This is a genomic window from Luteimonas dalianensis (assembly GCF_049339425.1).
Taxonomy (GTDB): domain Bacteria; phylum Pseudomonadota; class Gammaproteobacteria; order Xanthomonadales; family Xanthomonadaceae; genus Luteimonas; species Luteimonas dalianensis.
In genome coordinates this window covers 33989-59372 of record NZ_JBMPPO010000009.1, presented here as the reverse complement: position 1 = coordinate 59372, position 25384 = coordinate 33989, and the positions used below count along the sequence as shown (strand labels likewise).

The 25384-nt window shown below is 71.4% G+C and carries 23 protein-coding genes and 1 pseudogene; 14 read left to right on the top strand and 10 right to left on the bottom strand.

Annotation, left to right across the window (positions count from 1 at the left end):
- Positions 1-27: 27 nt before the first annotated feature.
- Positions 28-327: a YciI family protein gene (locus ACOZ90_RS13555; RefSeq protein WP_422894177.1), complete on the bottom strand. Its 300-nt coding sequence runs from the start codon at positions 325-327 to the stop codon at positions 28-30.
- A gap of 355 nt (positions 328-682) precedes the next feature.
- Between ACOZ90_RS13555 and ACOZ90_RS13550 the strand changes: the two genes are divergently transcribed.
- The 3 genes and pseudogenes from ACOZ90_RS13550 (at position 683) to ACOZ90_RS13540 (ending at position 3961) form a co-directional block, all read left to right on the top strand.
- Positions 683-1621 (top strand): segregation and condensation protein A, encoded by a 939-nt coding sequence (locus tag ACOZ90_RS13550; protein WP_422894176.1) that lies wholly within the window; start codon positions 683-685, stop codon positions 1619-1621.
- 61 nt (positions 1622-1682) lie between these two features.
- Positions 1683-2474, top strand: a pseudogene (gene scpB, locus ACOZ90_RS13545) (SMC-Scp complex subunit ScpB); the annotation flags it as partial.
- Positions 2475-2482: 8 nt separating this feature from the next.
- Positions 2483-3961 (top strand): pseudouridine synthase, encoded by a 1479-nt coding sequence (locus tag ACOZ90_RS13540; RefSeq protein ID WP_422894175.1) that lies wholly within the window; start codon positions 2483-2485, stop codon positions 3959-3961.
- Between the two features lie 33 nt (positions 3962-3994).
- Here ACOZ90_RS13540 and ACOZ90_RS13535 read toward each other — a convergent pair whose 3' ends face one another.
- From ACOZ90_RS13535 to ACOZ90_RS13520, 4 genes are all read right to left on the bottom strand, one after another.
- The gene (locus ACOZ90_RS13535; protein WP_422894174.1) at positions 3995-4762 is read right to left on the bottom strand and encodes a slipin family protein; all 768 of its coding nucleotides are present in this window, start codon (positions 4760-4762) and stop codon (positions 3995-3997) included.
- The gene (locus tag ACOZ90_RS13530) at positions 4759-6204 is read right to left on the bottom strand and encodes an NfeD family protein (protein WP_422894173.1); all 1446 of its coding nucleotides are present in this window, start codon (positions 6202-6204) and stop codon (positions 4759-4761) included. Before ACOZ90_RS13530 ends, ACOZ90_RS13535 begins: the two co-directional genes overlap by 4 nt.
- Positions 6205-6304: 100 nt before the next feature.
- On the bottom strand, positions 6305-7102 hold the full coding sequence (locus ACOZ90_RS13525) for an amidohydrolase (protein ID WP_422894172.1): 798 nt from the start codon (positions 7100-7102) through the stop codon (positions 6305-6307).
- A gap of 146 nt (positions 7103-7248) precedes the next feature.
- Complete coding sequence (locus ACOZ90_RS13520; RefSeq protein WP_422894171.1) at positions 7249-8397, bottom strand: pyridoxal phosphate-dependent aminotransferase; 1149 nt, start codon at positions 8395-8397, stop codon at positions 7249-7251.
- A gap of 92 nt (positions 8398-8489) precedes the next feature.
- Between ACOZ90_RS13520 and ccmA the strand changes: the two genes are divergently transcribed.
- From ccmA to metX, 10 genes are read left to right on the top strand one after another with little or no spacing between them, the layout of a single operon-like run.
- Positions 8490-9149 carry a heme ABC exporter ATP-binding protein CcmA gene (gene ccmA / locus ACOZ90_RS13515; RefSeq protein ID WP_422894170.1) on the top strand — a complete coding sequence of 220 codons (660 nt, stop codon included), beginning with the start codon at positions 8490-8492 and terminating at the stop codon, positions 9147-9149.
- Positions 9146-9829: a heme exporter protein CcmB gene (gene ccmB / locus ACOZ90_RS13510; RefSeq protein ID WP_422894169.1), complete on the top strand. Its 684-nt coding sequence runs from the start codon at positions 9146-9148 to the stop codon at positions 9827-9829. Before ccmA ends, ccmB begins: the two co-directional genes overlap by 4 nt.
- 16 nt (positions 9830-9845) lie before the next feature.
- Positions 9846-10610 carry a heme ABC transporter permease gene (locus tag ACOZ90_RS13505; RefSeq protein WP_422894168.1) on the top strand — a complete coding sequence of 255 codons (765 nt, stop codon included), beginning with the start codon at positions 9846-9848 and terminating at the stop codon, positions 10608-10610.
- Between the two features lie 43 nt (positions 10611-10653).
- Positions 10654-10824, top strand: a complete 171-nt coding sequence (ccmD, locus tag ACOZ90_RS13500; protein ID WP_422894167.1) for a heme exporter protein CcmD — start codon at positions 10654-10656, stop codon at positions 10822-10824.
- Complete coding sequence (ccmE, locus tag ACOZ90_RS13495; protein WP_422894166.1) at positions 10821-11303, top strand: cytochrome c maturation protein CcmE; 483 nt, start codon at positions 10821-10823, stop codon at positions 11301-11303. The genes ccmD and ccmE overlap by 4 nt, the downstream gene beginning before the upstream one ends.
- Before the next feature lie 42 nt (positions 11304-11345).
- The gene (locus tag ACOZ90_RS13490; protein ID WP_422894165.1) at positions 11346-13292 is read left to right on the top strand and encodes a heme lyase CcmF/NrfE family subunit; all 1947 of its coding nucleotides are present in this window, start codon (positions 11346-11348) and stop codon (positions 13290-13292) included.
- A complete protein-coding gene (locus ACOZ90_RS13485) occupies positions 13289-13843 on the top strand; it encodes a DsbE family thiol:disulfide interchange protein (protein WP_422894164.1) in 555 nt (184 codons plus the stop codon). Before ACOZ90_RS13490 ends, ACOZ90_RS13485 begins: the two co-directional genes overlap by 4 nt.
- Entirely contained in the window at positions 13840-14280 is a 441-nt protein-coding gene (locus ACOZ90_RS13480) for a cytochrome c-type biogenesis protein (RefSeq protein ID WP_422894163.1), read from the top strand. The genes ACOZ90_RS13485 and ACOZ90_RS13480 overlap by 4 nt, the downstream gene beginning before the upstream one ends.
- The gene (locus ACOZ90_RS13475; protein WP_422894162.1) at positions 14280-15296 is read left to right on the top strand and encodes a tetratricopeptide repeat protein; all 1017 of its coding nucleotides are present in this window, start codon (positions 14280-14282) and stop codon (positions 15294-15296) included. Before ACOZ90_RS13480 ends, ACOZ90_RS13475 begins: the two co-directional genes overlap by 1 nt.
- A gap of 18 nt (positions 15297-15314) precedes the next feature.
- Entirely contained in the window at positions 15315-16433 is a 1119-nt protein-coding gene (gene metX / locus ACOZ90_RS13470) for a homoserine O-acetyltransferase MetX (RefSeq protein WP_422894161.1), read from the top strand.
- A gap of 22 nt (positions 16434-16455) precedes the next feature.
- On the opposite strand, the gene ACOZ90_RS13465 is transcribed toward metX, so the two are convergent.
- From ACOZ90_RS13465 to ACOZ90_RS13445, 5 genes are all read right to left on the bottom strand, one after another.
- Complete coding sequence (locus ACOZ90_RS13465) at positions 16456-17211, bottom strand: OmpA family protein (RefSeq protein WP_422894160.1); 756 nt, start codon at positions 17209-17211, stop codon at positions 16456-16458.
- A gap of 3 nt (positions 17212-17214) precedes the next feature.
- Positions 17215-18198, bottom strand: coding sequence for a type VI secretion system-associated protein TagF (tagF, locus tag ACOZ90_RS13460; protein ID WP_422894159.1), 984 nt, complete (start codon positions 18196-18198; stop codon positions 17215-17217).
- Positions 18195-21920: a type VI secretion system membrane subunit TssM gene (gene tssM, locus ACOZ90_RS13455; protein WP_422894158.1), complete on the bottom strand. Its 3726-nt coding sequence runs from the start codon at positions 21918-21920 to the stop codon at positions 18195-18197. Before tssM ends, tagF begins: the two co-directional genes overlap by 4 nt.
- Positions 21921-21946: 26 nt before the next feature.
- Positions 21947-23416, bottom strand: coding sequence for a hypothetical protein (locus ACOZ90_RS13450; protein WP_422894157.1), 1470 nt, complete (start codon positions 23414-23416; stop codon positions 21947-21949).
- A gap of 138 nt (positions 23417-23554) precedes the next feature.
- Positions 23555-24415 carry a M15 family metallopeptidase gene (locus tag ACOZ90_RS13445; protein ID WP_422894156.1) on the bottom strand — a complete coding sequence of 287 codons (861 nt, stop codon included), beginning with the start codon at positions 24413-24415 and terminating at the stop codon, positions 23555-23557.
- 105 nt (positions 24416-24520) lie between these two features.
- Here ACOZ90_RS13445 and ACOZ90_RS13440 point away from each other — a divergent pair, with 105 nt between their 5' ends.
- Positions 24521-25384: a hypothetical protein gene (locus ACOZ90_RS13440; protein ID WP_422894155.1), complete on the top strand. Its 864-nt coding sequence runs from the start codon at positions 24521-24523 to the stop codon at positions 25382-25384.

Here is a 25384-nt window from a genome sequence, read left to right as displayed (position 1 = left end):
AACGCGATCAAGAGCGCGTGAAGCGGGTTACGGCAGGACGGGGCGGAACGGCCTCACATCGACCCGCGCATAGACGCCTGCCGCCACGTACGGATCGGCGTCCGCCCACTCGCGGGCGGCTTCCAGGGACTCGAACCGGGCCACCACCGCGCTGCCGGTGAAGCCGGCCGGGCCGGGGTCGTCGGCGTCGATCGCCGGGCACGGCCCGGCCAGCAGCAGCCTTCCGGCATCGCGCAGCGCCACCAGGCGCTGGAGATGGTCGGCACGCGCCCGCAGCCGCGCTTCCAGCACATCCGGGCCGTCATGGCCTTCGATCAGGTACCACATGTGTTTTCCCGCTCCCCGCTGCGCTGCCGGTGGGATGAATTGTAGCCCTGCCCCGCCGCGCGGGGTGCTGGACAGCCGCGGGGCCAGCCCTTACCCTGAGCCGGTGTTCCTGGCCGGCAAGCAGCGGCCGTCGCCCCGCGACGCGGGTATCGCTGCCCACCACCGGCCCTGTCCGCGCCTTCGCAAGCCCCGCTGTCGCCGCCGCCGCGACCGCCGGTTCGCGCCGCGCCGCGGACAGTTCCACCGCAGCTCTGCCGGGCCCGGCCCTGCCGGTTCCGCACGCCGCGGAAACGGGATCGACCCGCGCACTGATGCCGCAACCGCTTTCACCGCCGGCCCGAGGGGGCCGCAATCGATGACACAACCCGGATCCGACGCTCCCGGCACCATCGGGAACGCACAGCCCTTGAATGCACCCCCGCAGCAGCAGGAAATGCCGCTGGCGGTGGTGCACGGGCAGCCGGTGCTGCAGATCCCGCAGGATCTGTACATCCCGCCGGACGCGCTGGAAGTGATCCTGGAGGCCTTTGAAGGCCCGCTCGACCTGCTGCTGTACCTGATCCGGCGCCAGAACCTGGACATCCTCGACATCCCGGTGGCCGAGATCACCCGCCAGTACGTGGAATACATCGGGGTGATGCAGGAGCTGCGCTTTGAGCTGGCCGCCGAGTACCTGGTGATGGCCGCGATCCTGGCCGAGGTCAAGTCGCGGATGCTGCTGCCGCGCCCGGTCAGCGAAGACGGCGAGGAAGACGACCCGCGCGCCGACCTGGTACGCCGGCTGCAGGAGTACGAGCGCTTCAAGCAGGCCGCCGAGGACATCGACGCCCTGCCCCGCATGGATCGCGACACCAGCCCGGTCTCGGCCCACGTGCCCGACCGCGCCGCGATCCGGCAGCCGCCGCAGGTGGAGCTGCGCGAGATGCTGCTGGCCCTGCACGACGTGCTCAAGCGCGCCGAGCTGTTCACCGGCCACGCCATCAAGCGCGACGCGCTCAGCGTGCGCCAGCGCATGGGCGAGGTGCTGACCCGGCTCGACGACGGGGCGTTCCACCGCTTCGAGACCCTGTTCGAGCCGCGCGAAGGCAAGCTGGGCATCGTGGTGACCCTGCTGGCGATGCTGGAACTGGCCAAGGAACGCCTGCTGGACATCGTCCAGGAACAGCCCGAAGACGCCGACCCGGGCCAGCCGCCGGCACCGATCTACATCAAGTCGCTGGCCACCCGCGACGGCGACGCCCCGCTGGAACTGTCCAGCGAGTTCGACGACGCGCCCCCGGCCAACGACCAGTGACGGCCGGCGCGCCACGGCGCCCGCACCCGTCCCCGCCAACCACCACCCAACACGACTGCCGATGGACCAGACACTGATCAACCGCATCGTCGAGGCCGCCCTGCTCGCCACCAGCCAGCCGCTCACGGTGGCGCAGCTGCGCGGGCTGTTCACCCTCGACGAGCCGGTGCCCGACGACGGCATCGAGAAGGCGCTGGAGGCGCTGCAGGCCGACTGCGCCGAACGCGGCATCGAGCTTGTGCAGGTCGCGTCCGGCTGGCGCTACCAGGTCAGGGCCGAGGTGCACCCGTGGGTGGCCCGGCTGTGGACCGAGCGCCAGACCCGCTACACCCGCGCCACCCTGGAAACCCTGGCCCTGATCGCCTACCGCCAGCCGATCACCCGCGGCGAGATCGAGCAGGTGCGCGGCGTGGCGGTCAACAGCAACATCATCAAGGCGCTGGAGGAGCGCGAGTGGATCCGCGTGGTCGGCCACCGCGACGTGCCCGGCCGCCCCGAGCTGCTGGGCACCACCCGGGGCTTCCTCGACTACTTCGGGCTCAAGCGCCTGGACGAGCTGCCGCCGCTGTCCGAGCTCAAGGAGTTCGGCGAGCTGGAACCGCAGCTTGACCTGGGCGACAAGGGCAGCAGCGACGGCCAGGACGACGTCGACGACGAAAACCCGGCGGACCAGGCGATGCCGGTCGGCGACGTGCCGCTGGAGGCTGGATCCGAAGAACAGGCCGTCGCGGACGCCGACCCGAACGATGACGACGCGACACCCGAACCCGCGGAGGCCCCGGACGGAGTCTCCACCACCCCACAGCAACAAGACAACGAAACCGCCCTCGCCGCGGACGGCGACAGCAACCGGAGCACCCGATGAACGAACGCAACACCCCCGCCGAAAAAGGCACCCGCAAGCTCACCCTCAAGCGCGACGGCGACAGCGCCGCCCCGCGGCTGGAGGAGCGCCTGCACAAGGTCCTGGCCCAGGCCGGGCTGGGCTCTCGGCGCGCGCTTGAACAGCGCATCGCCGACGGCCTGGTCAAGGTCAACGGCGAGACCGCCCAGGTCGGCATGAGCGTGGGCGGCGGCGACCGCATCGAACTGGACGGCAAGACCTTCGTCGCCAGCGCGCTGACCGAACCGGCCCGCGTGCTCATCTACAACAAGCCCGAGGGCGAGGTCACCACCCGCGAGGATCCCGAGGGCCGCCCGACGATCTTCGACGCCCTGCCCGCGCTCAAGGGCGCGCGCTGGATCGCCATCGGACGCCTGGACATCAACACCACCGGCCTGCTGCTGCTGACCACCGACGGCGAGCTGGCCAACGCGATGATGCACCCGTCCTACGAGGTCGAGCGCGAGTACGTCTGCCGCGTGCGTGCTCCCGAGGGCGAGGACATCGTGTCGGAGAAGGTCGTCGACCGCCTGCGCCGCGGCGTGGCGCTGGAGGACGGCCCGGCCAAGTTCGACGAGATTGAACGTATCGGCGGCACCGACTCGCATGACTGGTTCCGCGTGGTCGTGTCCGAGGGCCGCAACCGCGAGGTGCGCCGGCTGTGGGAATCACAGGGCTGCCAGGTCAGCCGCCTCAAGCGGGTGCGCTACGGCACCGTGTCGCTACCGCAGCCGCTGCTGCGCGGCCAGTCGCAGGAGCTGCCGGCCGCGCAGGTGGAGGCCATGCGCCGCGAGCTCAAGCTGGAGGAAGGCCCGCCGCCGGCGCTGACCCTGCAGCCGGTAATCGGCCAGCGCAAGGCCGCCAAGTCGACCCTGCACGTGGGCGGGCAGCACCGCTCCAACGGCTACGTGGGCGGCCACAGCACCGCCGACGAGGGCCGCGAGCTGCGCCGCTTCGACAACGTGCGTGAAGACCGCGGCCGCCGCGGCCAGCGCAAGCCCCACGGTGGCCTGACCGTCAGCGGCGAGACCGCGGCCAAGCAGTCGCAGAAGCCGTTCAAGCAGCGCAAGGACAAGGGTTCACGCGCCCTGCCCGAGGGCAACCCGGCCGCGTTCCGCAGCTGGTACGTGCCCGACGGCGTGGACACCGGCCCCAGCGGCCACCGCAACGCCGACGGCCGCGGCCCGAAGAAGCCGCGCGGCGGCAAGCCGGGGCAGCCCGGCCGCCCGCAGCAGGGCAAGGGCCCCGGCGGCAGGGGTGCCGGCCCGGCGAAGAAGCGCAGCGGCGGCCGGCCCTACGGCCACCCGGACAGTGCGCCCAGCTTCCCCTCCGACCACGCCACCCCGGGCGCACGCCCGTCCGGCCCGCGTGGCCCGCGTCCGGGCGGCAACCGCCGCCCTGCCCCGCGCGGCCCGCGCGGCGGCGGTGGCGGCGGCCAGCGCGGCGGCAACCGCTGACCCCGCCGCACCGGCAACGGCTGCCGGTGCCGGCTAATCCGGACGGCGGTCGAGCAGTTTGTTGGTCAGTGATTCAACCAGGTCGATCGGCAGCGGGAACACGATGGTCGAACTCTTGTCGCCCGCGATCTCGGTCAGCGTGGACAGGTAGCGCAGCTGGATCGCGCGCGGATCCTGGCCCATCAGCTTGGCCGCTTCCACCAGCTTCTCGGCGGCCTGCTGCTCGCCCTCGGCGTGGATGATCTTGGCCCGGCGCTGGCGCTCGGCCTCGGCCTGGCGGGCGATGGCCCGCACCATGGTCTCGTTGATGTCCACGTCCTTGATCTCGACGTTGGCGACCTTGATGCCCCAGGCGTCGGTCTGCTCGTCGAGGATGGCGCGGATCTCGCCGTTGAGCTTGTCGCGCTCGGCCAGCATCTCGTCCAGGTCGTGCTGGCCCAGCACCGAGCGCAGCGTGGTCTGGGCGAGCTGGCTGGTGGCCTCGTAGTAGCGCTCGACGTTGATGATCGCCTTCTGCGGATCCACCACGCGGAAGTACACCACCGCGTTGACCTTCACCGAGACGTTGTCGCGCGAGATCAGATCCTGCGGCGGGATGTCCATGACGATGGTGCGCATGTCCACCCGCTCCATGGTCTGCAGCACCGGCACCAGCAGCATCAGGCCCGGCCCCTTGACCTTCCAGAAGCGGCCGAGCTGGAACACCACCGCGCGCTCGTACTCGCGCAGGATCTTGATCGCACTGAAGACCGCCAGCGCGGCCGCGATCAGGATCGGCAGGGAAAACACGGTAAAGCTCATGGGCTTGCCTCCGGGGAATGGTTGATTGCTTCGGGGAGCTGGCCGGGCAGCGGCTCCACGCGCAGCAGCAGGCCCTCGCGCGAGACCACCCGCACCCGCTGGCCCGCCTGCAGCAGCTGGTCGGATTCGGCCTGCCAGAGTTCGCCACGGATGCGCACCTGGGCGTGGCCGCCGTCGACCCGCGCCACCACGGCCTCGCGGCCGGGCATGTCCTCGGCACCGCCGCCCACCGGCCTTCGCCGTGCGCGCAGCGCCAGCCAGATGGCGAACGTGAACAGCGCGGCGCAGGCCACGCCAATGCCGGCGATCAGCCAGCTGGACACGCCGAAGCCCGGCACGTCCTCGAACAGCATCACCGAGCCGAACACCAGCGCCACCAGCCCGCCGATGCCGAGCACGCCGAAGGTGGGCGTACTCAGCTCCACCGCCATCAGGATGATGCCCAGCACGATCAGCGCCAGCCCGGCGTAGTTCACCGGCAGCACCTGCAGGGCGTACAGCCCCAGCAGCAGGCAGATCGCGCCGACCACGCCGGGCAGGATCGCGCCCGGGCTGTAGCCTTCCAGCAGCAGTCCGTACATGCCCACTATCAGCAGGATGTAGGCGAAGGACGGGTTGGTCAGCACCGACAGCAGGGCCACGCGCCAGCCGGGTTCCACCTCGGTCACCGCCTGGCCGGCCACGTCCAGGGTGGAGGTGGTGCCGGCGATCACGACTTCGCGGCCGTCGACCTGTTCAAGCAGCGATTCAAGGCTGGCGGCGACCACTTCCACCACCCCGCGCTCGAGCGCCTCGCTGGCGGTCAGGGTAGCCGCCTCGCGTACTGCTTCCTCGGCGAATACCGGGTCGCGATCGCGCAGGCTGGCGAGGCTTCGCAGGTAGGCGACCGAGTCGTTGACCGCCTTGCGCTCGGAGGCGCTGCCGCCGCCGCGCTGGGCGGGTTCTTCTTCATCGGCACCTTCTTCGGCATCACCGTTGCCGGTGTCTTCCTCGGCCTGCTCGCCGCCGCCGGGCGCTCCGCCGCCGATCGATACCGGGGTGGCCGCGCCGAGCGAGGTGGCCGGCGCCATCGCGGCAACGTGGCTGGCGTAGACGATGTAGGTGCCGGCGCTGGCCGCGCGGGCGCCGTTGGGCGCTACCCAGGCGATCACCGGCACCGGCGAGGCCAGGATGTCCTGGTTGATGTCGCGGGTGGCGGCGTCCAGGCCGCCCGGGGTGTCGATGCGCAGCACGAGGGCGCGGGCGCCGTCGCGGTCGGCCTGGCGGATGCCGCTGCGCACGTGGTCGCGGGTGGCGGGGCCGATCCCGCCCTTGATGTCGACCAGCAGCACGCCGCCGCCGGCCGGCGCCTGGGCCTGGCCCTGCCACCCGTGCGCCGCCGGCAGCGCCAGCGCGAGCCCCAGCGTGCACAGCAGCAGCCAAGCGATCGTCCTGGATGTCATTGCCATGGCAATTCCCCGGCGAGCCGATCGGTCATGGAACCAGTAAACACCCCCGACCGTAAAGGAGGCGGCAACGCATGCGTGATGCCGGTGCGTGTTTTCAGCGCAGTTCGAAGCGGTCGCCGTCCAGCATCGCGGGGAAGCGCTCGCGGTGGGCGGCCAGCTCGGCGCCGAGCAGGGTGGTGGTGGTCACGACTTCCTCGCCCCCGGATTCGCTGGCGGGATTGCCGAGGAAGTCGATGACGGCGCTGTCGCCGGAGTAGTCGATGTCGTTACCGTCGGTGCCGACGCGGTTGAGGCCGGCGACGTAGCAGAGGTTTTCGATGGCGCGGGCGCGCAGCAGGGTCTTCCAGGCGTGGGCGCGTGCGGCGGGCCAGTTGGCGACGAAGATCTGCAGGTCGAAGTCGAGCGCATCGGGGCGTTCGACGTCGTAGCGGTTGCGGCAGAAGACGGGGAAGCGCAGGTCGTAACAGACCAGCGGGCAGATGCGCCAGCCTTTCCATTCCACGGTGAGGCGGTCGCGGCCGGGGGCGTAGCGTTTGTGTTCGTTGGCGTAGCGGAACAGGTGGCGCTTGTCGTAGTGCTGGACGCTGCCGTCGGGGGTCACCCAGAACATGCGGTTGAAGACGTTGTCGCCTTCGCGAACCTGGACGCTGCCGGTGATGGCGGCGTCGATGGCGGCGGCGTGTTCGCGCATCCAGGCCAGGGTCGGGCCGTCCATGGTTTCGGCGTCTTCGATGGCGTCGTTGGAGAAGCCGCTGGTGAAGGTTTCGGGGAGGATGACGAGGTCGGTGAGGCCGCGCAGGGGCGAGACGAGTTCGCCGTAGTAGTCGCGGTTGCCGGCGGGGTCGTGCCAGCGGGTCTCTCCCTGGATCAGGGAAATGCGCAGATTGTTCATGCGCTCAATGCTACCCGGTTCGGTGTGGGGGTGGATTGGCTGTCTTGCGGGGGTGCGGGGTTGTCGGCTTTGGGGTTGGTTCGCGGGCTTCGGGGCGCGGCTCGCTGCTGTCTGGGGGTTCTGCCGCTTCGTTGGTTGGGGGGAATCTAGAGGTTTTTCAGGCGATCTATTGCGGCGTCCAGGGTTGCGGGGTTCTTTGCGAAGCACAGGCGGGCCAGGCGCTGGCCGGCTGGCGGGGATTCGTAGAAGGGCGACAGCGGGATCGCGGCCACGCCGTGCTCTGCGGTGAGCCAGCGGCAGAATGCCGCGTCGTCTAGGTCGCTGACGGCGGAGTAGTCGACCAGTTGGAAGTAGCCGCCGGGGACATCCAGCGGGACCAGCCGGGTTTCCAGCAGCTGCTCGCGGAAGCGGTCGCGCTTTTCCTGGTAGAAGGCGCCGAGCTGTTCGTCGTGTTCGGGTTCGGCCTGGAGCATTTCAGCGAAGGCGTGCTGGGCGGGGCCGAAGGTGCAGAAGACGTTGTACTGGTGGACCTTGCGCAGTTCGGCCGAGAGCGCCGGTGGGGCGATGCAGTAGCCGACCTTCCAGCCGGTGCAGTGGTAGGTCTTGCCGAAGCTGGAGACGACGAAGGCGCGCTCGCGCAGCGCCGGGTAGCGCAGCGCGGTCTCGTGGCGGGCGCCGTCGAAGACGATGTGTTCGTACACCTCGTCCGAGAGCAGCCAGATGCCGGTGCCTTCGAGCAGGTCCTCCAACTGGCGCATGTCGTGCGCTGAAAGCATGGCCCCGGAGGGGTTGTGCGGGGTGTTGGTGATCAGCATCCGGGTGCGCGGCGTGACCGCGGCGCGGATCAGGTCCCAGTCCGGCGCGAAGCTGCGCGGATCCAGGGGGACGTGGACGGCGCGGGCGCCGGCCAGGGCGATGGCGGGGTCGTAGCAGTCGTAGGCGGGGTCGAGGACGATGACTTCCTCGCCTTCGCGCACGACCGCGTGGATGGCGTTGAAGATGGCTTCGGTGGCGCCGCTGGTCACGGTCACCTCGGCATCCGGATCCACCCCGGCGCCGTAGACGCGCTGCGCCTTGTCGGCGATGGCCTGGCGCAGGGCCGGGATGCCTGTCATTGGCGCGTACTGGTTGTGGCCGTCGCGCATGGCGCGATCCAGGGCGTCCACCAGCCGCGGCGGGACGTCGAAGTCGGGGAACCCCTGGCCCAGGTTGACGGCGCCGTGTTCGGCGGCCAGCTGGGACATGACGGTGAAGATGGTGGTGCCGACCCGCGGCAGCTTGGTTTCAGGCTTCATCGGGCGAGTGTAACCCCGCCATCGGACGCGGCCGACTGGATACAATATGCGGATCCCTCCGCTGGCCCATCCATGGGCGCGCCAGGACCCGGATGCCCGACCAGCCAACCCGTACGCCCCTGCTTCGCGCACGCGGCCTGCGCTTCACGCGCAACGACAACCCGGTCTTCGGCCCGCTCGACTTCCAGGTCGACGGCGGCGAGGCGCTGCTGGTGCGCGGCGGCAACGGCTCGGGCAAGACCACGCTGCTGCGGGTGCTGGCGGGGCTGCTGCGGGCGGACGTGGGCGAAATCGAGATCGATGGCGTGCCGGCGCGTCCGCAGCTGCGCGCGCAGGCGATGGCCTACCTGGGCCACCTGCCTGGACTGAAGGCCGATCTGTCGGTGCTGGAGAACCTGGAGTTCCTGTGCGGGCTGCACGGCCGCAAGCGCGGCCAGGCGCCGGAGGCGGCGCTGGCGCTGGTCGGGCTGGCCGGCTACGAGGACACCCCGGTGCGGCAGCTGTCGGCCGGGCAGAAGAAGCGCCTGTCGCTGGCCCGGACGTGGCTTTCACCGGTGCCGCTGTGGCTGCTGGACGAACCCTACGCCAACCTGGACCTGGGCGGGATCGAGCTGGTCAACCGGCTCGTCCAGGCCCACCTGCGCGAGGGCGGTGCGGCGCTGGTCACAACCCACGGCGCCTACGCCGCGCCGCCGGTGCGCACCCGCGAGCTGCTGCTGGGCGGCGCGGTCGAACCGGTGCCGGCGCCATGACCCGGCCCGGGCTGCTCCAGGCCGGCGGCGCGCTGGCCCTGCGCGACCTGCGGCTGCTGTGGCGCCGCCGCGGCGATGCGCTGCAGCCGGCGTTGTTCGCGGTGCTGGTGGTGGTGCTGTTCTCACTGGCGCTGGGCGGCGAGGCCGCGCTGCTGGCCCGGGTCGCGGCGGCGGTGATGTGGGTGGCGGTGCTGCTGTCGGGCCTGCTGGCGCTGGACACCCTGTTCCGCGGCGACGCCGAGGACGGCTCGCTGGAGCAGTGGATGCTGGCCCCGGTGCCGCTGGCGTGGCTGGTGCTGGTGCGCACCGCGCTGCACTGGGCCACCACCGCCCTGCCGCTGCTGGTGGCCGCGCCGCTGCTGGCTGAACTCCTGGCCCTGCCGCGGGTCGAACTGCCGGTGCTGATGGCCGCGCTGGCGCTGGGCACCCCGCTGCTGAGCCTGATCGGCGCGGTGGTGGCGGCACTGACCGTCGGCATGCGCCGCTCCGGTATCCTGTTGGCCCTGCTGGCGCTGCCGCTGTACGTACCGGTACTGGTGTTCGGCGCGGGCAGCGTGGCGCTGGCGTCCCAGGGGCTGGATCCGTCGGGCGGCCTGCTGCTGCTGGCGGCCGGGCTGGTGGTGGCGCTGGTGCTGGCACCGGTCGTGGCCGCCACCGCGATCCGGATCGCACTCAACTGACCTTGCAGCCTGAACAATGAATCCCCTCATCCGCTGGTTCCACCAACTCGGCTCGCCCCCCTACTTCGACCGCTTCGCCGCCCGCTGGGCGCCGTGGTGCTACGCGGCGGGCGTGCTGGTGATGGGCGCGGGCGTGTACCTGGCGCTGTTCTCGGTGCCGGCCGACTACCAGCAGGGCGACAGCTTCCGGATCCTCTACATCCACGTGCCGGCGGCCTGGATGAGCCTGCTGGTGTACGCGCTGATGGCGCTGTACGCGGCGATCGCGCTGATCTGGCGGATCAAGCTGTGCGAGATCCTGGCCATGGCCTGCGCCCCGATCGGGGCCGCTTTCACCCTGATCACCCTGGCCACCGGCAGCATCTGGGGCAAGCCGATGTGGGGCACCTGGTGGGACTGGGATCCGCGCCTGACCACCCAGCTGATCCTGCTGTTCATGTACCTGGGCGTGATCGGCCTGTACCACGCCATAGACGACCGCCGGGCCGCCGCACGGGTGGCCTCGCTGCTGGCGATCGTGGGCGTGGCCCTGCTGCCGGTGATCCGCTACTCGGTGGTGTGGTGGAACTCGCTGCACCAGGGCCAGACCATCCGCGTGTTCGGCGAATCCACCATGGATCCGAGCATGCTGCCGCCGCTGGTGTGGATGGTGATCGGCACCAAGTTCTGGTTCGCCGGCTCGCTGCTGGCGCGCGCGCGCGCCGACAACCTGTACCGCGAGGCCGGCAAGGACTGGGTGCGCAAGCTCGCGGCGCCCACGCCACCAGCCGGAACCGCATGATCCTGATCAAGAAGCCGGGCGCGGAACCTGCGAAAATGGGGGCATGTCCGAGATGACCTACGCCGGCTACGTCCTGGCCGCCTACCTGGTGTTCGTGGTGGTGCTGCTGTGGGACTTCGTTGCCCCGCGCATCCGCACCCGCCAGATCCTGCGCGCCGCCCGCCTGCTGGCCGCGCGCCGCGCCGCCGCCCAAACGGAGCATCCCCCGCAATGAACCCGATCCGACGCCGCCGCCTGTGGTTCGTGCTGGCCCTGGTGGCCGCCGCCGCCCTGGCCACCGCCCTGGTGGCCATGGCCCTGCAGCGCAACGTGGCCTACCTGTACACCCCGGCCGAGATCCTCGACGGCCGCGCCGGCGAGGCCGCGGCCTCCGGCGAGGCGCGCTTCCGCCTGGGCGGCATGGTCGCCAAGGGCACGTTCGAGCGCGCCACCGGCTCGATGGACGCCCACTTCATGGTCACCGACGGCGACGCCCAGCTGCCGGTCGTCTACACCGGCATCCTCCCGGATCTGTTCCGCGAGGATCAAGCCATCGTGGCCACCGGCCGCATGCAGGACGGCACCTTCGTTGCCGAGCAGGTGCTGGCCCGCCATGACGAAACCTACGTGCCCAAGGAGGTCGCCGACAAGATGGGCCTGGCGCACGAGAAGTACGGCGTGGACACCCCCGCCGACGAGGCCATCCGGCAGTGACGGGATCCGGCCTGGACACAACCGCTGACGGGGCCCGCCGCGATGCTGCCTGAACTTGGACAGGTCGCCCTGCTGCTGGCGCTGGTCGCGGCGCTGGTGCAAACGGTGATGCCGCTGGCCGGCGCCCATCGCGACAGCACGGCGTGGATGTCGCTGGCCCGCCCCACCGCATGGCTGCAGCTGGGGCTGATCGCGCTGGCCTACGCGCTGCTGACATGGGCCTTCATCCAGGCCGATTTCTCGGTGCGCTACGTGGCCGAGAACTCCAATTCGCTGCTGCCGCTGATCTATCGCATCACCGCGGTCTGGGGCGGGCACGAGGGCTCGCTGCTGCTGTGGGTGCTGATCATCGCGGTGTGGAACGCCGCCGTGGCGCACTGGTCGCAGTCGCTGCCGCCGAAGGTGACAGCGCGGGTGCTGGGGGTGATGGGCGCGGTGGCGCTGGGCTTCCTGGCGTTCATGATCTTCACCAGCAATCCGTTCGACCGGCTGCTGCCGGCGCCGCTGGAGGGCCGCGACCTCAACCCGCTGCTGCAGGATCCGGGCATGATCGTGCACCCGCCGCTGCTGTACGTGGGCTATGCGGGCTTCGTGGTGCCCTTCGCCTTCGCCATCGCCGCCCTGCTGGACGGCAAGGTGGATGCGCGCTGGCTGCGCTGGACGCGGCCGTGGACGAACGTGGCCTGGTCGTTCCTGACCCTGGGCATCATGCTCGGCTCGTGGTGGGCCTATTCCGAGCTGGGCTGGGGCGGCTGGTGGTTCTGGGATCCGGTGGAAAACGCCAGCTTCATGCCCTGGCTGGCCGGCGCGGCGCTGATCCACTCGCAGGCGGTCACCGAGAAACGCGGCAACTTCCACGGCTGGACCCTGCTGCTGGCGATCGCCACCTTCTCGCTGTCGCTGCTGGGCGCGTTCCTGGTGCGTTCGGGCGTGCTGACCAGCGTGCACACCTTTGCCGCCGATCCCTCGCGCGGCCTGTTCATCCTGCTGTTCCTGGGCATCGTGGTGGGCGCGTCGCTGCTGCTGTACGCGCTGCGGGCACCGGACAACGAGTCGGGCAAGCCGTTCGCCGGCGCCTCGCGCGAGACCCTGCTGCTGGTCAACAACCTGCTGCTGGTGGCGGCCACGGCGATGGTGCTGCTGGGCACGCTGTATCCGCTGCTGGCCGACGCCCTGGACATGGGCAAGATCTCGGTGGGGCCGCCCTACTTCGGGCTGCTGTTCATCATCCTGATGACGCCGCTGGTGATCCTGGTGCCGTTCGGCCCGCTGACCCGCTGGCAGCGCGAGGAGCCGTCCAGGCCACTGCGGATGCTGGCGCCCTGGGCGGTGCTGGCGCTGGTGGTCGGCACGTTTGCGTTCTTCACCGCGCCGCAGTCGCCGCTGAAGGTGGCCGCGGCCGTCGCCGCCGGGGTCTGGGTCGGGTTCGGCACGCTGCGCTTTGCATGGGCGCGGCTGCGCTCGCCCAGCGGGCGGATGAGCCCGGAGATGTGGGGGATGGTGCTGGGGCACGTGGGCATCGCCCTGTTCGTGGTCGGAGCGCTGGTGGTGTCGGCGCTGGACGTGGAGCGCGAGGTGGCGCTGGCACCGGGGCAGACGCTCGAGGTCGGCCGCCACCAGTTCCGCTTCGAAGGCGTGGAGCGGGTACAGGGGCCGAACTACCTGGCCGACCGCGGCAACGTGATGTACCTGCGCGACGGGCGCGAGATCCGCATGCTGCATCCGGAAAAGCGCCACTACGCCAGCGGCGGCCAGATCATGACCGACGCGGCCATCCATGCCAGCCCGCTGGTGGACGTCTACGCGGCGCTGGGCGAGCCGCTGGGCGAAGGCTCATGGGCGGTGCGCGCGCACATCAAGCCGTTCGTGCGCTGGATCTGGGCGGGCGCGATCCTCATGGCGCTGGGCGGGATCGTGGTCGCCTTCGATCGCCGCTTCCGCCGCCAGTCGCGGCCGCGCGATGACCGGCGGGAGGCCGCAGCGCCATGAACGATTCCGCCCGCAGTTCCCGCTGGCTGCCGCTGGCCGTGTTCGGGCTGATCGCCGCCCTGCTTGCGGTGGGCGTCTGGCTGAGCCGCAACCCCGACCGCGACGCCCTGCCCTCGCCGCTGATCGGCCTGCCCTCGCCGGAGTTCTCGCTGCCGGTGCTGCACTCGCCCGACTACACGGTCAGCGCGGCCGACCTGCGCGGGCAGCCCTACGTGCTCAACGTCTGGGGCAGCTGGTGCCCCGGCTGCCGCGACGAGCATCCGGTACTGACCGAGTTCGCCGAGACCCGCCGCGTGCGCATGGTCGGCTACAACTGGAAGGACGAGCCGGAAGATGCCCTGCGCTGGCTGGAGCAGTTCGGCAACCCCTACTGGCTGGTGCTGGCCGATTACGAGGGCCGCTACGCGATCGACTGGGGCATCTACGGCGCGCCGGAGACGTTCCTGGTCGACGGCGAGGGCGTGGTGCGCTGGAAGCACGTGGGCCCGATGACCGAAGACAGCCTGCGCACCGGCCTGATCCCGGCGCTGGAAGAGGTGGAAGGCGGATGAGGACGCTGCTGCTCGCCCTGCTGCTCGCCCTGGCGCCCGGCATCGCGCTGGGCCAGGCCGTCCAGGATCCGACCCCGCTGGTCTTCCACGACCAGGCCGAGGAGGCGCGTTTCCGCGCCCTGGTGGCCGAGCTGCGCTGCGTGATGTGCCAGAACCAGTCGCTGTCCGATTCGGACGCGCAGATCGCCCACGACCTGCGGCGCGAAGTGCTGGAGCTGATGCGCCGGGGCATGAGCGATGCCGAGGTCAAGGATTTCCTGGTGGCCCGCTACGGAGAGTTCGTGCTGTACCGGCCGCGGGTGTCGGCCAATACCTGGCTGCTGTGGTTCGGCCCCGGCCTGCTGCTGGTGGCCGGCGTGGTGGTGGTGGTGCGGATCGTGCGCCGCCGCGGCGGCGGCGGGAGCGAAGTGCCCGTCGACGATGGACAGGAGTGGTGATGGCGGTCTTCCTCATCCTTGCGACGCTGCTGACGCTGGCCGTTGCCGCGGTCATGGCCCGGCCGCTGCTGGCCCAGTCCCGGGGCACGGCGATCGGCATGGGCGTTGGCGTCATCGTGCTCACCGCGGGCCTGTACCTGGCGCTGGGCACGCCGCAGGGCCTCGACCCGGGCCAGCAACAGGCGCCGACCACGATCGAAGAGGCGGTGGCGCTGCTGGAGTCCGAGCTGGAACGCGACCCGCGCCAGGGCGAAGGCTGGCGCCTGCTGGGCCGCGCCTATGCCGAAATGGGCCGTACCGATGACGCACGCAATGCCTTCGAGCAGGCCGCGAAGCTGGATCCGGAGGATCTGTCGGCCCAGGTGGAGTACGCCGGCGCGCTGGCCGCCACCAGCCCGGGCAACCGCTTCGACGCCCAGGCCACTGCCATCCTGGAAGACGTGCTCGACCGCGATCCGCAGCACCAGCGCGCGCGCCTGCTGCTCGGCATCGCCCGGCGCCAAGCCGGCGAGCACGCCGCGGCCGCCGAGACCTGGGAGCCGCTGCTGTCCCAGCTGGGGCCGCAGGCCGCCGCCGGCCTGTTCGAACAGGTCAACGCCGCCCGCGTCGATGCGGGCCTGCAGCCGCTGGACGCGCTTCCCGAGGCCGAACGGCCGGCGGCCTCGCCCAACGCGGTGCAGGTGCGGGTGACCCTGGACGAGCAGTTCGCGGCCAACGTGCGGCTTGACCCGGACGCCGTCGTCTTCGTCATCGCCCGGGTGCCGGACGGCCCGCCGATGCCGGTGGCCGCCCAGCGCAAGCTGGTGCGCGAACTGCCGCTGACCCTGGTGCTGGACGACAGCAACGCAGTGATGCCGACCCAGGCGCTGTCCACGGTCACGGAAGTCGAAGTGGTGGCACGCATCTCCAGCGACGGCACGGCCACGGCGCAGCCCGGCGACGTCACCTCGCCGCCGGTGCGCATCACCCTGCCCCACGAGGGCCAGGTGGAACTGGTTCTCGGCGCGATCGACTAGCCCCGTTAAACTTGCGGGATGACCGAATTCATCCCGCCCGGCACGCGCTTCGTCGACCTTCCCGATCCATTCCCCATGAAGCGCGGCGGCGAGCTGCGCGGCGCCCGCGTGGCCTATGAAGCCTGGGGCACGCTGGATGCGGAGCGCGGCAACGCGATCCTGATCCTGCCGGGACTTTCGCCCAACGCGCACGCGGCGGCCAACGCGGCCAATCCGGAGCCGGGCTGGTGGGAGGAAATGGTCGGCCCGGGCAAGCCGATCGATACCGGCCGCTGGTTCGTCATCTGCGTCAATCCGCTGGGCAGCTGCAAGGGTTCGACCGGGCCCGCCTCGCCGCACCCGGACGACGGCCGGCCGTGGCGGCTGCGCTTCCCGGATCTGTCAATCGAGGACGTCGCGGACTCCGCGGTGCCGGTGGTGCGCGCGCTTGGCATCGACCAGCTGGCCTGCGTGGTGGGCAATTCGATGGGCGGGATGAGCGCGCTGGCGCTGCTGCAGCGGCATCCGGGCATCGCCCGCCACCACGTCAACATCTCCGGGGCGGCGCAGGCGCTGCCGTTCTCGATCGCGATCCGCTCGCTGCAACGCGAGGCGATCCGGCTCGATCCCGCGTGGAACGGCGGCAACTACGATGACAGCGGGCAGTATCCCGAAGCCGGGATGCGGATGGCGCGCAAGCTGGGCGTGATCACCTACCGCTCGGCGCTGGAGTGGGACGGACGCTTCGGGCGGGTGCGGCTGGATTCCGACCGGCGCGACGACGAGGATCCGTTCGGGATGGAGTTCGAAGTGGAGAGCTACCTGGAAGCGCACGCGCGCCGGTTCGTGCACCGCTTCGATCCCAACTGCTACCTGTATCTGGGCCGGAGCATGGACTGGTACGACATCGGCGACTGCGGCGGCGGGGATACGGACGCGGGGATCGCGTCGATCCGGGTGGAGACGGCGCTGGCGATCGGGGTGCACACGGACATCCTGTTCCCGCTTCAGCAGCAGCGGCAGATTGCCGACGGGCTGCGCGCCGGCGGTGCCGACGCGGGCTTCGTGCCGCTGGAGTCACCGCAGGGGCACGATGCGTTCCTGGTGGACTTCGAGCGCTTCGGGCCGGTGGTGAGGGACTTCCTCGACGGCCTGTAACGCCCGCCTGCCCCTCGGCGGGTCAGAGGATCTGGAACTGGATCCTGCGGTTGCGGGCGCGGCCTTCGTCGGTGGCGTTGTCGGCGACCGGCTCGTCGGGCCCCTTGCCCAGCACGCTCAGGTTCTCGCGGGGCACGCCCAGTCCGACGAGATGCTCGCGCACGGCTTCGGCGCGGGCATGGCTGAGGGCCAGGTTGGCCTGGCGGTTGCCGACGTCGTCGGTGTGGCCGACGACCTGGACGCGGGCCTCGCCGATCTCGATCATGCTTTCGGCCATTTCACCGAGGATGTATTCGCCAAGCTCGGTCAGGCGGGCGCTGCCGCTCTGGAACTCGATGATGCGGTCGCCCAGGGTGGCGTCGAGCAGGCCCTGGCCGGAGCCGCCGGTTTCCAGCGCGTTGGTGACGGTGTAGGTGCTGTTGCTGGCCAGGCTCAGCTCGCTGGCCACCTGCTGGCGCTGGGCCTCGTTGACCACCTGGCCGGTGACGCGCACGCTCTGGCCGTTGACCGCGAGCTCGCCGCCGGAGATGCGCTGCAGGCCGGGGCCGATCATGCCGGCCACGTAGGTGCCCCAGTTGGGCGGGGCCGGGATCGATTCGACCTGGATCCGATCCACCACCCGGTCGCTGCCGTAGACCTCGCGCAGGCGCTCGAGGATCTGCGCCTTGGTCGGCTGGTCGGGGACGACGCCCTCGGCGATCACCGGCTGCAGGTCGGACTGGGCGTAGGCCACCGGGGCGGCCAGCAGCAGGATGCCGGCAAAGATGGTTGCTCGCATGGTTCAGGCCCCCAGGAATGTTTCGCCGAAGATCGCGCGCGCGGACTTCAGTGACAGGTCGTCGCGGTCGACGTAGCTGGCCAGCTTGTTGAGCGCGTAGTCGGCGGCCAGCTGGTCTTCCACCCAGTCCGCGCCTTCGATGCGGATCAGGTGCTCGTCGGCGGCCATCGGGTCGATGGCCGCGCGCAGGGTCTCGTGGTCGGCGCCGTTGAAGCCCAGGATCATGCGCGGCGCCTGTTCGTCGCGGATCAGCGCCACCAGTTCGAAGTCGCCGCGGGCGAGGAAGCCGGACACGATGTCGAGCCAGAACGCGGCGGCCAGCGGCCGGTACAGCGGGTCGGCGGGCAACGGCAGCTCCAGCCCCTTGTCGATGGTGACGCCCGCGCCGGTCAGCACCGGGCGCAGCAGCAGGCCCAGCGCCGGCAGCGCATGGCGCAGCAGCAGGCGCGAGTGGCCCGACGCGTGCAGCAGCCTCTGCAGCGAGCCGATGGTCTGGGTTTCCATGAAGTCGTCGAAAGGCGCGGCGTAGGCGGCCGGATCCACGCTCAGCTCATGGCGCGCTTCGCTCAGCGCCCTGAGCGCTTCCCCGGCGTCCTCTGCGGCCGCGGCCTCGCGCGACAGGCGCGAGAGCCCGCTCCACACCCGGTTGAGCGCCATCGGGCTGCGGCCGATGAAGCCCAGCGGGTTGGCCACCTCGGTGCGGATGGCCGAAAGCAGCGGGAAGCGCCGCTGCGAAGCATCATGGCTGGGCAGCAGGTGACCGCCGACCACCAGCCGGCTGCGCGAGCCGAGGAAGGCGAAGTGCAGCGGCGGCGCCTGGTCGTAGAGCCGCTTCCAGTCGGGATTGCGGCTGAGCTGTTCGATGGTGCTGCCGGCCCAGCGGTCAAGCAGGGCCATCAGCTGCTGGTTGTCGGCGGTGCGCACGAAGTCGCCGCGCGACGGCACCTTGCCGAAATAGCCCACCGCCACCGTCATGGTCTGGGTCATGCCCCCTCCTCCGCTTCCTGCGTCTGTCGGCTTCCATCCCCTGCCACCGCCGCGGCCGGCGCCGGCTGCCCGGCCACCGTGGCCGGCAGCCGCAGCCCGCGCTGCCAGTCCCCGCCACCGCCGCTCTGGCCCTGGGTGCGCATCTCGATCGTGACCGACACGTTCTGCGCGCTCCAGGTCAGGGTGCTGCTGTCATCGCGCTGCTGTACCTGGGCCACCTGCATCATCCGCGCAAAGCCGTTCGCGCCCGGCGCATCCAGCACGTCCACGGTGCGTCCGTCGCTGGTCACCGCGGTGATCTTCGCCCCCGGCACGGCCCCGGGATTGGGCCACTGGAAGCTCTCCCACACCGGCGGGGTGTTGCGGTAACGCAGGGACTGCCCGTCGATGGCGATGGTGTATTCAACCGCACCGGTCGCCGGCTCGGGGCGGATCTGGAAGATGGTGATTTCCTCGCCACCCGCGCCGCCCGCCTGGCCGCTGACCCAGTCGCCGTAGCCGGCCACCAGCTCCGGGGACAGGGTGATGCCCAGGCCGGCCCAGCGGCGTGGCTCAAGCAGGTTGCCGCGCTGGATCACCAGCGATCCCAGCGCCTCCTTGCTGAAGCCGGCCACGGCCCCGGAAGGCCCGAAGATCCGGGCAATGTCGGCGGCCGCCGCGTCCACGTCGGCGCTCTGGTCGAACGGATAGCGCCGGCCGATGCCGGTGCTGTACGGCTCGAACACCTGCGCCGCCCAGGTGCGGTTGACCTCGGCTTCCGTCACCGGCACCAGTGCGGCGAAGGTTTCGGTCAGCGGTCGCAGCAGCAGGCTGCGCAGCGCGCTGCGCTGGCCGTCGTCCAGCCCCGACAGCAGCTGCTCGTCCACCAGCGCCAGCGCGGCGTTGAGCTCGGAGCCTTCATTGCTGAGCGTGGCCTGCATCAGCCGGCTCGCGCCCGGGCCGGGCTCGCCCTCGGTGCGGATCGCGTTGAGGCGGGTACGCAGGCCGCCCAGGGTCTGGAAATAGCTGTCGATCAGCGCCGGGTTGCCGTCGCGTTCGGCCACCAGCCGGGCAAAGCCCTCGAAGGCCTTGCCCACCGGCCCCATCGGCACGCGCCCGGGCTGGCCGGTGTCCGGATCCACCTGCGCCGCCGGCGAGGGCGAGCGCCGCAGGATGGTGCGCTGGAACCAGGCCACGAAGCCGGTCTTCGCGCCGGCCTGCGCCTGCAGCGCGGCCGGGTTGTCCCAGATGGTCTGCTCGTTCACCGCCTCCAGCAGCGCGCGCAGCGGCGAGTTCTGCGGGTCGCCGATGGCGTTCACCCGCGCGATCGCCTCCTCGAAGCTGGCGAACGACGCAACCCCCACGCCCTGCAGGAATTTCTGCCACTCCTGCGCGTATTCCTGCTTGTACAGCGCCTCCATCTCGCGGGCGATGTGCTCGGGGCTGCCCGCCAGCGACAGGTCGCTGCGCTCGGTGGTGTCGAGCACCCAGTCGGTGGTGCTCAGCTCGGTGTTGGCTGCCTCGTCGATGGCGCCCTGGATGTAGTCCTCCCAGGCCTTGCGGGTGAACGCGCCGGAGATCGCATAGCTGCCGGTGATCGCGTCCCTGTTGCGCTCCTCGCCCACCAGCGTGTTGACGGTGACGGTGGGGAAGCGCGTGGCCGCGCGCGCCTTGACCTGGGCATAGACGCGGTTGATCGCGGGCTCGCCACGGGTGGCCTGGGTGAGCACGGCGCGCGCGTCGGACACCAGCGACACCCGCGTATCCACCTGCGGCCAGCCCGGCTCGCCGGCGCGGGCGACGTGGAACGCCATCAGCCGCTCGGCCGCGCGGGCCACGTCCTCGCGCGACATCTGGCCGCGGTTGGCATCCAGCCAGCCGCGCCAGAAGCGGGTCAGCTGGTGGGCCAGGTGGGCCTGCTCCACGCGCGCGCTGTTGCCCAGCATCAGGTAGGCCTTGAGCGCGTTGTAAGCGTCATCGGCATCGGTCGGCGAGGCCTCCTGGTACAGGCCCGGCGCGTCCGCCCCGTCGGCCGGCGTGGCCTGGGCCAGCTGGTCGCCGCGGGCCACCACCTCGCCCAGGTAGGCCTCGATGCGCGCATTGGTCGGCGCCAGCATCACCTGGCGCATACCGTTGAAGTACTCGGCCTGCAGCTTGTCCTCGATCCGGTCGCCCTGGTACAGGCCCAGGCGGCTGGTGAGTCCGCGCTCGCGGCGGTGCCTGGCCAGCTGCTCCATCCGATCCTGCAGCAGCAGCAGGGCGTCGATGCGCGACTCCAGATCCACCCGATCCTCCTGCACGCGCACCGCCTGCTGCAGGTCGCGGGTGGCGTTGGCCACCAGCTGCCGGTTGGTGGTGTACGACCACGTCCACAGCCCGACCACCAGCGCCAGCGCCGCCACAGCGCCCAGGAACACCGCGTAGCGCAGCCGGGTGCGATACGGGCTGGAGTACTGGCGCACCAGGTCGCGGTCGGCGAACACCACCTTGCGGAACAGATCCTTGAGGAAGTGCGCGGTCTGCCCGGCCGGCTCGACGGCTTCGGCCTGCGGCGCGGCCTGCAGCGCGAACTCGCGCCCCACCCGCTCGGAGGCGTAGTGCACCGAGTGGCCTTCCTGCAGCGCGCTGGTGAAGTAGAAGCCGCGGAACACCGGCGGGTACTGGTAGGGATTGTCCTCGAACAGGGTGGCGATGAAGGTGCGCAGCGCCGGCTTGATGCCCACGAACTCCAGCGGCAGCGTCAGCAGCCCCGGCGACACCTCGCGCCCGCGCGACATCGCCATCTGCGCCAGGCTCATCTCGCGCAGGCCGTCGGCGAGCTCGTCGAAACGGGTGTCGAACGCGGACAGCGCGTCGGCCTTCTCCCCCTCCGGATCGAACGGCAGCGTCGCGCCCCACACGTTCTCGCGCTCGGACGGATCCATGCCGCGGAAGAACTCGGTGAAGCCGGCGATCAGGTCGGCCTTGGTGAATACCACGTAGACCGGCGCGAACACCTCCAGCCGCTCGGTGATCTCCTGCACCCGCTGGCGCAGGTTCTTGGCCAGCTCGATCGCGAACTCCGGCTTGCTGCCCGACAGCTCGGCGATGCTGGCGGCGATGATGATGCCGTTGACGGGCGCCCGCGGCCGGTTCTTCTTCAGCAGATCCAGGAAGGTCAGCCACTCCAGCCGATCCTCCACGCTCACCGAGTAGCGGCCGGCGGTGTCGAGCACGATGCCCTCGGTGGTGAAGTACCAGTCGCAGTTGCGGGTGCCGCCGATGCCCTGGATGACGTTGCTGCGGTTGTCCTGGAACGGGAACTTCAGCCCCGAATTGAGGATCGCCGAGCTCTTGCCCGCCGCCGGGTTGCCGATGATCACGTACCAGGGCAGTTCGTACAGTGCCGCCTTGCCCTTGAGCACGCCGATGCGCGAGGACTTGATCGCCTTGACCGCCTCCAGCATGCGCTCGCGCAGCGCCTCGGTGTCGGCACGCGCGGCCGGCCTGGCCGATTCCACTGCGCGGTCGGCGTCCTGCTCGACCATCTCGTCGAGCTTCTTCGCCGCGCGCCGGCCGCGGATCCTGCGCACCACCCACACCAGCGCCCAGATCGCCGCGATCAGCACGATCAGCGCGATCGCCCAGATGCCGATGGTGGCCAGGCCGTCGCTGCCGAAGGCCATCAGCGCGGCGGCGGAGACGACGCCCACCACCGCCAGCACGCGGTAGTCGGTGAGGTAGTACCTGAGTCTGTAGAACATCGAGAACATCGGTGGGGACTTCCGTATCAGGCGGCCAGGCCGGGCTTGGCGCCGGGTTCGTTTGCGGGGGATTGGGCGAGTGTTTCGGCGGCGGCGATGCGCAGCAGCGCCGCGGTGCGGGTGGTGGACGAGGCCAGCGACAGCGCCAGCAGCGGCTGGCCGGCCTCGCGCACGCGTTCGGCGGCAACGGCCAGCAGCGCCAGCGGCCCGACGTGGCCGAGCTGGCCGCTGGCCACGCCCAGCGCGGGGCAGTCGTTGACCGGGTCAAGCTCCGGACAGGCGGCGGACGCGGCCACCGCCGCCTCCACCGAACGGCTGGGCCGCTGGTCGGCGTCGCTGAGCACCAGGGCGATATCGTCACGGCCCACGCCGGCGCCTTCCATCGCCGCAGCCAGCAGCTCGCCGGTGGCGCGCGCCGCGTTGCGGGCGGACGCATCGGCTTGCAGCGGGCTGCTGCGCAGCGCAGCGAGCTCGGGCACGGGCCCATCCGCCTGCGGCCGCGCCGCGGTGGACGGCCGCAGCAGCAGGCCGGCGGCGCCCTCGCCCGGCACCAGCCCTTCGGCGTTGCCGGTGCGGGCCAGCCGGCCTGCGGACATCAGCGCGTGCAGCCCGCGCCCGCCGACCGACGACGCGGCGGCCAGCAGCAGCTGCCATCCGGCGTCCGCGGCCGGCGCCTGCTCAATCAGCCGGCCGATGCGCCGCCAGGTGCCTTCGGCATCCTGTTCGACCAGCACTTCAAACGTACTGCGGCGCCGATCCAGCCCGCAGTCGGCGGCCAGCCCGCGCAGCCAGCCCTCGCACTCGGCTCGCAGCGCGGGGGGCATGTCCTGCGGCAGCAGCGCCACCACGTGCACGCTGCCGCTCTCGTGCGGCGCGGCGGTCACGCTGCGGCGCAGCCCGGCCACCACCCGCTCCTCGACCGCCGGCGGCGCCGGCAGCAGCCGGGCCGCGGCGTCGAACAGCTCCAGGGCAACCGGCTCCAGCAGCGCCAGCGCGCGCAGGTGCTCTTCCGCGATCCGCTGCCCCGGGCGGGTGCCCAAGCGATCGGCCACGCCCGCGGCGTCCAGGTCGGCGCTGAACGCGGCCAGCACCGGCAGGCCGTCACGATCGCGCAGGTCAGGGTGCAATCCGGGCCGGGGCAGCCCGGCCGGCTCCCGGGCCAGCGCCCGGGCATCGCCACCACAGCCAAGGTTCGCGGCGGCGGCCAGGATGCCGGGCGGCCACTGCGGCGCGGCGGCGTCTGCGGGTGCCTGGGCCTCCCCGGCGGCGGCCGCTTCGGGTTCCTGCCCGGCGCCCGCCGCGCGCCGGCGGCGGATCCGCGCACCGATCCACAGCGCACACAGGATTCCCACCGGCACCACGACCAGCCACACCAGCATCCGGGTTGCACCGGGGGTTACCTCGCCCAGGCGCCACCAGGCGATCACGCACGCCCAGACCGCGGCGAATACCACCGCCACGATCAGACCCGCACGCCAGACCCCCGATACCCTCACGTCCCGCTCCCTGCGCCCGCCGCCTCTGCGGCTTTCCTTGCGTCGCGCCGAAGCGCGCAATCCATGGCATCCATCTTTGCCGTTGCCGGCCGCTTTGCGCAGCCGATCCGGAACGATAGCAGGACTGGCCTGCGAATTTCACCCGGCCCGCGCGCGGGCCCGTCGCGCGGCCCTGCACTGCTCCCCCATCTCCACGTGCACGAAGTCGCCCATGCGCCAGTTGCCGCCCCAGGTCAGCCCGGCCTCCTGCGCCAGCTCGCCGTAGAGGAAGTAGGCGCTGCGTGTCCACGGATCCTCCATGTCCCACTGCAGCCTGCCATCGCGCATCGGCGCGCTGTCCAGCGCCAGCCCGTACTGGTGGCAGCTCTGCCCCGCTCCGGCCCTGGTGGCGCGGCCTTCGCGGAACAGCTCCGCCTGCCGCTCGGGGCTGCGGTAGCCCTCCACCAGCACCATGCGGATGCCGTGCTGCTGCGCCATCACCCGGTAGATCGCCAGCACCCGCTGCTGCAGGTCGGGGTCGATCCGCTCCCAGCGGCGGTCGGCGGTCACGATTTCCGGCATCACCCGGCGCACCTCGGCGGAGGTGAACACCTCCGGCGGCGGCGGTGCCGGCGGCACCAGCCGCTCGCCGCGCAGCAGCACCGCGATGGTGGAGCGCGAGACCGACAGGTCCTGGCCGTCGAAGCGCTCCAGCACCACCGTCTGGCGCAGGCCCAGGATCACCAGCGGCGGCACGCACACCAGCAGCGCCGCGGCGGCGAGCACCACGCGGTGGCGCCGGATTGCCGCCGCCACGCCCTCTCCCCCGGCCCGCACCGCGCGCCCCGAGCCGGCCGCGCCGCGGGCGATGCGCCCGCCTCCGCGGGTCGCCCTGCCGAAGACCGCGGACAGGCTGGCGGCGATCCTTTCCAGCAGGCGCTCGCGCGCTTCCGGGAACACCAGCAGCCACGTCACCACGCACGCCACGACGAATCCGACGCCGACCCAGACCCCGATCATCCGCGCCACCCCCCGGGTTGCCCCGGCGTTGACGCTCCCACCGCCCCGGCTAGAATGCGGAAAAGGACTTCCTCCGGCAGCTGCCGGTCAAGAGCGGGATTGCACTTGAATATCGACGGATCGAATCGACCCAGCCTGGTCGCCGGGAGCGGCGCGGGCGCATCTTCAGCCCGGCCTTCCAGCCGGATCCTGGCCGACATGGAAAACCGCCGGCCCGCAGCGGGCGAAGCGGCGGCCGCGCGCGGCACGCAGCGCATGCGCTGGCTCCTGCTGGCGGCTGGCGTGCTTGTCATCCTTCTCGTCCTTGTGGCCACCGCGCGCCTGCTGGCGCCCGGCGATGCCGATCCGTGGCGCGATCGCGGGGCGCAGACTGTCGGTCAATCCACCCCAGCGGCGCAAGCGCCGGCAGACGATAGCGCACCCGTCCAGCAGCCCGCCCGGATCATCGACGCACCCGCGGGCGACCCTGCGCCAGCCGTCCGCGCCAATCCGCTCGCGGTGATCCAGCCGGGATCCGGCGGCACCGGCAAAGACGCGGCCGGTGAATCGATCGCCGCACAGCCGCCAACAGCGACCGCAGCCCCGCCGGCCAGCCCGACGCCACGCAGAGCCAGCGCCGCCCCCGCCCGCACCGCGCCGCGCAGCGCGGCCGCCGAGGCCGACAACAACCTGATCTCCACCCTGTTGGGCATCATCCGCCAGGACGGCGGCGCCGAGGCCGCACCCAGCTCGATGGATTCGCTGGTGGCCCACATCCTGGCCGAGAACGAACGCACCCACAGCGAAACCAGCGCCGCCCTGGCCTCGCTGAGCCAGCCGCAGCCGGCCCAGGCGGAGGCCCCCGCCCTCACCCGCGCCCAGCGCGAACTGCAGGCCTGCCCGGCCGCCAACACCGTGCAGGGCATCAACTGCCGCGACCACGTCTGCGCCCGCTGGGCCGGCCGCGACCCGGCCTGCCCGGCGCGCTGA